Here is a 9,134-nt window from a genome sequence, read left to right on the forward strand (position 1 = left end):
TTAGTAAGAAAATCATATTATTTAGAATGTCATTGACAACTGATGAAACCTTCTGCTACCTAATTCCCCTACCCCTCTCCTTTCTCCCCATTTCCCCTTTTCTCCTTATTTACACCTGAACGCTTACCATATTTTGAATTTCATGCAAAAGTTTGTTGACAAAGGAAATAAAGAAGGTTATAATAAACGAGAGGAGGAAACACAAAGAGTGTGTGGAATTTGCGGAATATATTACTTTGATACACAGCAAAAGGTTGATTCTGAATTATTAAAGAGAATGTCTGATGTGCTTAAACATAGAGGACCTGACGATGAAGGGATGTATATTAATAACAATATTGGTCTTGGACATCGAAGGTTAAGCATTATTGATTTAGCCCAGGGACATCAACCTTTGTCTAATGAAGATAAGACTATCCGGGTTGTTTTTAATGGTGAGATATATAACTACCCAGAATTGCGTGATGAACTAATTAATAAAGGACATCTCTTTACAACTAACTCAGATACCGAGGTAATCGTTCATCTCTACGAGGAAAAAGGGGATGAATTTGTTTGCTATTTAAGAGGGATGTTTAGTATTGGACTATGGGATGCAAAGGCAAAAAAACTTATCCTCTGCCGAGATAGATTGGGAAAGAAACCGCTTCACTATTTTATTGATAAGGATAGAATCATATTTGGCTCTGAAATAAAGTCAATTTTACAAGACCAAAGTGTAAAAAAGGTATTAAATTATGAAGCGGTAGATGATTTTCTTAGTTTTTTGTGTGTGCCAGCTCCTAAAACCATTTTTAAAGGAATATCTAAACTTTTACCTGCCCATATCTTGATTTGTACCTCTACTGGAATCTCAATTCGGGAATATTGGGATTTTAAGTTTGAAACTACCCCGGGATTAAAAGAAGATGAATACAAGGAAAATTTAACTCATCTCTTGAAAGAATCTGTCCAATGTAGATTAATGAGTGAAGTGCCATTGGGGGCTTTTCTAAGTGGTGGGATTGACTCAAGCTGTGTCGTGGGAATGATGTCACAATTATCTGAAAAACCTGTGATAACATCTTCTATTGGTTTTGATGAAGCGGTATTTGATGAATTAAAATTTGCCCGGCTTGTTGCCTCACATCTTAAAACAAATCATCATGAATATACCGTTAGACCTGATGCTTTAGAGGTATTATCTAAATTAGTCTATCATTTTGACGAACCTTTTGCGGATTCTTCAGCAATCCCGACTTATTATGTCTCTAAAATGGCGAAAGAAGATGTAACCGTAGCTTTGAGTGGCGATGGGGGAGATGAGTTCTTTGCCGGCTATAACTCCTATCAATACGATATTTCTCAAGATAGGATTCGTCGCCTTATTCCAGAATTTATCAAGCGATATATTCTTCGGCCTTTTTTAAATCACTATCCGGAATTTTTACGGGCAAAAAGATATTTAACCAGCATCTCCTCTTCATTTGAATCGACACTGATGATGAACAAATCTTTTTATGATGCTCAAATGAAACAACAGTTATATACGGATGAATTTAAGTCCCAACTAAGTGGTTATGACCCTTTTGTTGTCCTGGAACCTTATTTGAATCGCTCAAAGGGATGGGATACACTCTCCAGAGCCCAATATGTTGATGCTAAAACCTATCTTTCGGATGATATATTGGTTAAAGTTGATAGAATGAGTATGGCGGTATCTTTAGAAGTTCGCGCACCTTTGTTAGACCATAAATTAATTGAATTTGTTGCAACTATTCCTCCTGACCTACGATTAAAAAAAGGTGTATCTAAATATATCCTTAAAAAAAGCATGGAGGGATTAGTTCCATTAGAAATATTAGAAAGAGGGAAGAAAGGATTTTCTGTCCCTCTTAATCTCTGGTTAAAAAAAGACCTGAAAAATATGGTTGAAGAAACCCTGCTTGTCCCAAAAGCCCTTCAGCGGGGATACTTTAAACCTGAATATATCCAATGGATGTGGCGTGAATATCAAAAAGGAACTAAAAACCTTGCTACCCAATTTTGGTGCCTGTTGATATTTGAACTCTGGCATAGGGCATATATTGAGGGAGAACAAATATAATGAGAAAGATAAATGTTATGCATTTAGTTTATTCTTTAACCAGGGGTGGGATGGAAACAGGATTGGTTGGACGGGTGAATAAACATAATCTGGACTTATTTAACCCTGCTCTTTGTTCTTTTACCACAGGAGGTGCTTTAAAAGAATTAGTAAAAGACGGTATCGAAATAGTAGAATTAGAAAAGAAAAAGGGAAATGATTGGACACTTCCTCTAAAATTGATGGGGTTATTTAAAAAGAAGAATATTCAGATTGTTTATACCCATAACTGGGGAACCTTGTGCGAAGGTGTCATTGGCGCTCGATTGGCTGGTGTCCCAATTGTTATCCATCAAGAACACGGAACCGTTATTGATGTTGTTAAATCTAAAAAGATAAGATTTTGGGCTCAACGATTTATCTTTAATTTTGTGGACCAAATAACAACTGTTTCAGAATCCTTACGGAAATTAATGATTGACTCTCTGGGAATAAATGAAAAAAAGATTATTACTATCTTAAATGGCGTGGATTTAGACAGATTTAAAAATAATATAAATAAAAATGAAGAGAAGGAAAAACTTGGCTTAAGCGTTGATGAACCTGTAATTGGAACAATAGGTAGATTCGTTCCGGTTAAAGACCATAAGACGCTTTTATTCAGTATGTTAGATATAAAAAATGAGGTTCCAGGTATAAAATTACTCCTGATTGGCGATGGCCCACTAAAAAATGAATTGGAGGCTCTTGTAAAAAAACTTGGATTAAGTGAGAATGTTTTAATGCCTGGCGAAAGAGGTGACATCCCGCAGTTGTTAAAAACAATGGATGTGTTTATCCTTCCTTCTCTATTTGAGGCGATGTCAAGAACTATATTAGAAGCATTTGCCTCAGAAATACCTGTTGTTACTACAAATGTTGGTGGAAATCCTGAGGTCATAACTCACAACTTAAACGGTTTATTAGTTCCGCCACAAAATCCAAAGGCATTAGCCGGAGCAATAATTAGTCTTCTTAAAGACAAAAATAAGGCACTTCGATTTGGACTGGCTGGAAGAAAATTAGTCGAAGAAAAATTCTCTCTCCAACGAATGGTCGAGGATGATGAAGATTTGTTTAAATATCACCTGAAAAGAGTAGGTCTCTTGAAAGTAACTATTCACCACGAAGGGCACGAAGAGCACGAAGTGAAATTTGATGAATTATCGAATTCATGAAGCTCAAATATTGACATATAGGGACGGTTCACTTTTGTTTGAAATCTTGCGGATTGAAATTGGAAATTGGAAATTAGGGAGAGAGACAAAAGCCCAATTTCTAATTTCTAATTTCCAACAAAAATCATAGGGAAAACGATAAAATGAACCGTCCCGACATATATGAAATTGGCAGCTATCAAGTTGGTCTATTGATAAATTTCAATGTGGAAAGATTGAAAGAAGGCATAAAGAGATTTGTTCTGTAACATCTCCCTGCCCTTCGTGCTCTTCGTGGTGAATAGTTACGAGAGCGTTGCAAAACTGATTCAGTATTTACAAAGACTTACGATAATTCTTGATACAAAAATCTGCCATTTTTAATCCTTTGTAGCCATTGTGTTTCCATGAGAGATTGACTTAAGTTTAAATATTTACAAGTCTTACGAAAGCTAAATTTAGTTAATTTTGGCAAATTTTGGTAAAGCGACCAAAATCCCCTCATATGTCAACTTAAGCATAGCAACAAGTTACGAGATTTGTCAACTTGGGGATTTTGCATGATTTTAGAGCTATTTTTGTTGTAAGTCTTTGTTTTAATAGGGTTATAGATTACGCAACGTTCTCTCCTGCACAGGTCGAAATTTTTTTAAAAAAATGCTTGACAAAATTTAATTAATATGTTATTATATAATCATAAAGGATGAAGAATTAAATCTCCCTTCCAATAGTAGGTAGGAATCAGGAAGAAGAGATAGCGCTATATCTTATTGAAAATCAAATGGGGAGGCTAAATTTTTGTCTTTAAATAAGGGGGAAGTGCCGTTTTAAGAGAAGGGGATTAAATTTCTTAAGTTTACCTATTTTTCTACATCCTACTTAAAAATCTGTTAAGGGAAAAAAGATGTGTAAAAACCAGCAGCACATACTTACTTATTTACTTAAGAATTCACTTTTAACCAGAAGATATAATAATTTAATAATTTTTATAGTCCGCAGGCAATATTGAGCCTGCTTTTTTTGTGTTTGTTTGTGGGGTGGTATAAAAAATCAATTAAATTAGGTTGTTAAAAAATGATGAGGGAGATGATGATGATGAAAAAAATGCTAAAAATTACGAGGGAGAGGATAAATTTCCTATATTTTGCAATCCCTGGTGAAGGTATTATCTCTAAGGTGGTTATATTAGAAGAATTAGGGAAGTGAATCCGTGTAATAAGTTATATTAAATCTGTTCATATGTATTAAGCATACTGAATATTATACCAAGGGGGGTAAGGTAAAAATGGATGGGAGAGCCATTCAATTTAGAGAAAATCTTAAAGAATGGAAAGATTTTATACAACAAGGTGGAGTAAATAATATAGAGTGTCAAGCCTATAAAAATATCATTAGAAGAGGAAAGGAAGTCCTTCCTTATATTATGGAAGAACTCCCTCAAAATACTTTCCTCAATACTGCTATAGAAGAGATAACGAAGCTCAATTTATTTAAAGATTCCTCTTACACTGAAGAAGAAAGATCAAAGATGTGGTTGGATTGGTGGGAAAACAATACAGTAAAAAAGCAGTTCCTGGGGATTGTGGTTGATAGTAGCAATTCTCTAAGCAACTTGAGGGAAAAAATTAAGGAAGGGCTGATAAAGTTTTTTAAGGATTCTGATTTCTCATCTATCCAAACTATAGTTGTATTTTTTGGGGAAAGTATCTCTTCAGATTTTACTTTTACAAATGATAAAAATTCTCTAATCAACAGAATTAAAAATTCATCCTCTTACGCCGGGAACAAGAGTGTTTTGTATGATGCTATTGTTAAGACTTTTCAAGCGATAAGTGTTGAAGAAAGGAAGGGAATTTTATCTATAAATGATAAGATATTACTTTCAAAAAAGATGATTTTAATAGTGAGTGATTGCATAGATTATGGAAGCGCAGAAACACTTATAAGCATTGATAGGATAGACATCCCTATAAATATTCTGGGATTAGGTCAAAAATTAGATCCAAGAAGGGTAGATGATATTTGTAAAAAGTCGGGGGGAAATAGTGAATGTATAGACAAAAATATTCCTAAGAATTTGGGTAAAGAAATCCAAAATATCTTGTGTAAATTTTTGAAGAGCTTTTCGCAAATGCCATGGCGAGTCTCCATAGGCTACATCTGCTATCAGGGTAATCAGATGGCGAAGAGGAAGTTCGTAGAAGATGTGTTACTAAAAGAAAAAGTGATCACAAAAGACCATTGTAAATTCGCTCAATCTCTTCATACCACTGGATATATAAGATTTAGCAATTTCTTCAACAAGCCAGACAATGTTAATGAATTGATTCCACAAATTTTCGATATGTTAACAGAGAGAGAGAAGGAAGACATCGCGGTAGTAATTAGTCCATGGGGGAGTGCCTTTACATTGGCGATGGCAATGGCTTCTCATCTCACTCATTCCAACAGTAGAGCTAATCATGAGGTAAAAGCTGCCTATATTTCTGAGAATTTAGGATATCCAAATTTCTTCGAAGATATATCAGAGAAAAGGGTAATCTTAATAGATGAGGTGATAGTCAGTGGAAATATTCTTGAAAAATGTAGCCTCATGGTAAAGAAAAAAGGGGGGACAATTGTGGCCGTTCAATCATTAGTTAACCTGAACCCTAAGTTTACTCTTAAGGGATACAGTGAGATAATTCCTGAATCTCTTTTCTCTGAGGAACACTTTGAAGGGATTATCAAAGTACAACCTTATGATGAATGTGAGTTATGCAAGAAAGGAGAAAATGCTATAAGTATAGAACATCCTTACTGGCAATAAAATGATAGGAGGCTATATTTATGGAGGTATTTGACTTATTGGAAAACAACAAGGTAATAGAAGAAGGGAGTAATCGTCACTGGATAAGCGAGCAGTGGGGCTATCATTATGATAAACATCTTAACACTCCTCTTATCGCTAGTAGTTGTTTACTCAAGGAGGAAATCAGCAAAAGGATTGCTAATAATTATAAGAACGAGCCAGTAGATATCCTTTTCTCTCATAACTCTCTTAACGACCTGTTAGGCGATCCTATAGCAACCGCTATTCAAATGCTACATAGGGAGAGGAAGATAACGCGATATTCTCCTAAGACCATAGGCAATAACAAGATAGAGTTTCTTAATGTTGTTATATTTCACGATGAATTTGATACAGGGAATGAGATAAGACAACTTATTGATTTGGTTAATGAAAGAATGGGAAAGATTGTAGGAATTAAGGTAATCTTGTGGTGTGATACCTGCCCTCTTGATTTAATTCCTTCCGACTATTTTGTGAAGACAAATGGAAGAGTATGGTATAACAATATTGAAGTTAAATTTCTCGATAGATTTAGAGATAAGCATAAGTACAAAGCGACAGATTGCCCTTGCTGCAAACAATATCCACCAAAGTCAGTCAAGCCTACGCCGTGGCATTAACCCTAAATCATACCATATTTTTTAATCCCTTATCATTACAGAAAGAGGTTAAATTAATAAGATGATATGTGTAAATTGTGGTTTTAATAATAAGGACAAAGCCCCTAAGTGTAACAGTTGTCAAACATCTCTCTCTTTGGAAGAGAGAATAAAAAGAATAAAAGAGATTAAAAGGGTGGATGAGAGTACAATCAAAATTATTAAAGCCGTGACTAAAAGCAATAATCAAAAAGATATCTTCTTAAGAAGACCTTTAATCTTCCATTTAGAAGAATTAGAGGAAAAGATTCTTAGGCTTCAAAGTGATGAGATTGTATCAATCCTTAAAGATTTGGTCAAAGATGAAAAAGATAATTATCTTAAATATAGCATTGCAAGAACATTAAGGGAAATTGCTACCAATGAGGCTATGAACTTATTGATAGATATGCTAAAAGAACCTTGCTTAAATTTGAGAGAGATTGTAATAAATTGTCTTGGAGATATGAAAGCAGGTGAGGCTATTTCCTCTTTTATCGAAATATTAAAAGACCAAAATGAGATTGACGGGTTGAAAATAGAAGTTGGGGAGAATTTCAAAAAGATAGACATGGCAGGCATCCAAAAGCCTCAAATCAAAGAGATAATTTCTTTATTCCATAAAGAGATAGGGTTAAACGAGGAGATTATAAAGAACATAGTAGAGTGTCTAATAAAGGTTTGTAGGCAAAATTTGAGAGGTAAAGAAATAATCGATGAGATAATAAGTGACAAACTGCAAAAAGGCGAGATAAAAGAGGATAAATTTTTTTTATTATTTCCTTTGGCAAAAGAAATCCCAGAGTTATTAGTAACTCTTCTTAGAGAGGAAATATTTGAGGCAATGCATGGGTATATTTCTAAATCTTTTCTTATAGCTATGAGAATTAGAGATGAATATACAAGTGAACACTGTAAGAGAGTAATGGAAATTATAGATTTAGTTCTTCCCGAGTGGAATAATTTAGGGAAAAATATGAACACAAATCTTAGAAAAAACTATGAATTAGATGATGTGGCAAAGACAAATATTAAATTAGCGGCAGAAATTCATGATATTGGCAAGTTAAGTTTCACAGATGAATTATTTGATCAGAATGCTTTTAAAGATGCTGCACAAAGGTTTGGTGGTGGTGGTTATTCTGTAAAGGCTAAAGGTATTGATGAGAGTGTTGACCCAAAGAAAAGGTTGAAACAAATAATGGAAAACCACCCATCCTTAACAGTAGAAATTCTTGAAAATTTAAATCTCCCTCCAAATCGAGTTGAAATTCTTGAGATTATCAAACACCATCATGAACGATGGGATGGGGAGGGGTATCCAGATGGATTAAGAGAAAGAGAAATACCTTTGGGCTCTCGAATTTTGGCCATAGCTGATGCATTCGATGCTATGGCCTTTAGTAGACCATATCGTCCACATCACTTACTTTTTCCAGCAGCTTGTGATGAAATGGACAAGAACAAAGGAACGCAATTTGATCCCTTTATAATAGAAATATTTTTACAAAATGAGGTGCGGGAAAAGTTAGGAAGGTTATATGGAAAATATACCCAACAAGCATAATCCAAAAAAAGGATTAGGGTCGGAAAAGGATTAAGGTCAGACCTTGACAGGCTGTTGACATAAAATCTACCTTTTTTTCTTATCGGTTTTGACTTTAATTTTTAACATAAGAAGTTCGACAACTTAAAAACTGGGTTTTATGAATGCTATCTTTAAAATCTTAAATCTTTCTCCTCTCTGATGTAAAATTATAGCATTTAAAACACACCTATATTGAGAAAAACGATAGCCTTTACCTGAATAATGAACCTTATAATTCCATATCACTCTTTGCCCGAAGAAGTTTTTCAATATTTGCTGAACTTACTGACATCAACTGTTGAATCCTTATCATCTCTTTATTCCGATAAAGTGCTCTACGCAACAGATGATAATCTTTTAGATGACCTATACCTGCTTCAATCCTTAATCGCATCTTTATCGCTTTCTTATGCTCAGGTGTTTGATTTAATTCCCTTGTTTGTAGTCTCCTCTTATGCTCATCTTCAATAATCTCTACTGTTCGGTAAGTTACAGTAGTACAAAATCCTCTCAATTCACATTCAGCACAAGATATCCCTTCAAACCTTGTCTTCCTATCTTTACGAGGTTTCTTACCCAACCTCTTCATTTGCTTGCCTGCTGGACAAAGAAGATAACCTTCTTTATTGAACTCAAACATCTCAGTGGAATAAACACCATATTTGTTTTCCCTTTTGGCAAGACTAATATCAGCGATTTTGAAGTGGGTGTTATTCTTACTATATATTCAACAGGATTAAACTGATTTAACAGATTTTATATCTGTTAAATCGTTGTATATTATATACTTATCAACTTAGAAACTACTATCATT

At 34.4% G+C, this 9,134-nt stretch carries 7 protein-coding genes; 6 read left to right on the forward strand and 1 reads right to left on the reverse strand.

The genetic code is table 11. The features are described from left to right. Window positions 1-142 precede the first annotated feature (142 nt). From asnB to AB1414_10330, 6 genes are all read left to right on the forward strand, one after another. Window positions 143-2,086 carry an asparagine synthase (glutamine-hydrolyzing) gene (asnB, locus tag AB1414_10305; GenBank protein MEW6607824.1) on the forward strand — a complete coding sequence of 648 codons (1,944 nt, stop codon included), beginning with the start codon at window positions 143-145 and terminating at the stop codon, window positions 2,084-2,086. Then, window positions 2,086-3,282 carry a glycosyltransferase gene (locus AB1414_10310; protein MEW6607825.1) on the forward strand — a complete coding sequence of 399 codons (1,197 nt, stop codon included), beginning with the start codon at window positions 2,086-2,088 and terminating at the stop codon, window positions 3,280-3,282. Before asnB ends, AB1414_10310 begins: the two co-directional genes overlap by 1 nt. A 1,053-nt stretch (window positions 3,283-4,335) precedes the next feature. Then, entirely contained in the window at window positions 4,336-4,467 is a 132-nt protein-coding gene (locus AB1414_10315) for a hypothetical protein (GenBank protein MEW6607826.1), read from the forward strand. Window positions 4,468-4,546: 79 nt separating this feature from the next. Continuing rightward, a complete protein-coding gene (locus AB1414_10320; protein ID MEW6607827.1) occupies window positions 4,547-6,070 on the forward strand; it encodes a hypothetical protein in 1,524 nt (507 codons plus the stop codon). Between the two features lie 20 nt (window positions 6,071-6,090). After that, window positions 6,091-6,714, forward strand: coding sequence for a hypothetical protein (locus AB1414_10325; GenBank protein MEW6607828.1), 624 nt, complete (start codon window positions 6,091-6,093; stop codon window positions 6,712-6,714). A 136-nt stretch (window positions 6,715-6,850) separates the two neighbouring features. After that, window positions 6,851-8,299 (forward strand): HD domain-containing phosphohydrolase, encoded by a 1,449-nt coding sequence (locus AB1414_10330; protein MEW6607829.1) that lies wholly within the window; start codon window positions 6,851-6,853, stop codon window positions 8,297-8,299. 250 nt (window positions 8,300-8,549) lie between these two features. Here AB1414_10330 and AB1414_10335 read toward each other — a convergent pair whose 3' ends face one another. Next, a complete protein-coding gene (locus AB1414_10335) occupies window positions 8,550-8,960 on the reverse strand; it encodes a transposase (GenBank protein MEW6607830.1) in 411 nt (136 codons plus the stop codon). Window positions 8,961-9,134 lie beyond the last annotated feature (174 nt).

Source organism: bacterium, assembly GCA_040755795.1.
Taxonomy (GTDB): domain Bacteria; phylum UBA9089; class CG2-30-40-21; order CG2-30-40-21; family SBAY01; genus JBFLXS01.

Coding starts and splice junctions, on each gene's coding strand:
- asnB (MEW6607824.1), top strand. CDS start 143: ATGCAAAAGTTTGTTGACAAAGGAAATAAAGAAGGTTATAATAAACGA.
- AB1414_10310 (MEW6607825.1), top strand. CDS start 2,086: ATGAGAAAGATAAATGTTATGCATTTAGTTTATTCTTTAACCAGGGGT.
- AB1414_10315 (MEW6607826.1), top strand. CDS start 4,336: ATGATGAGGGAGATGATGATGATGAAAAAAATGCTAAAAATTACGAGG.
- AB1414_10320 (MEW6607827.1), top strand. CDS start 4,547: ATGGATGGGAGAGCCATTCAATTTAGAGAAAATCTTAAAGAATGGAAA.
- AB1414_10325 (MEW6607828.1), top strand. CDS start 6,091: ATGGAGGTATTTGACTTATTGGAAAACAACAAGGTAATAGAAGAAGGG.
- AB1414_10335 (MEW6607830.1), bottom strand. CDS start 8,960: ATGTTTGAGTTCAATAAAGAAGGTTATCTTCTTTGTCCAGCAGGCAAG.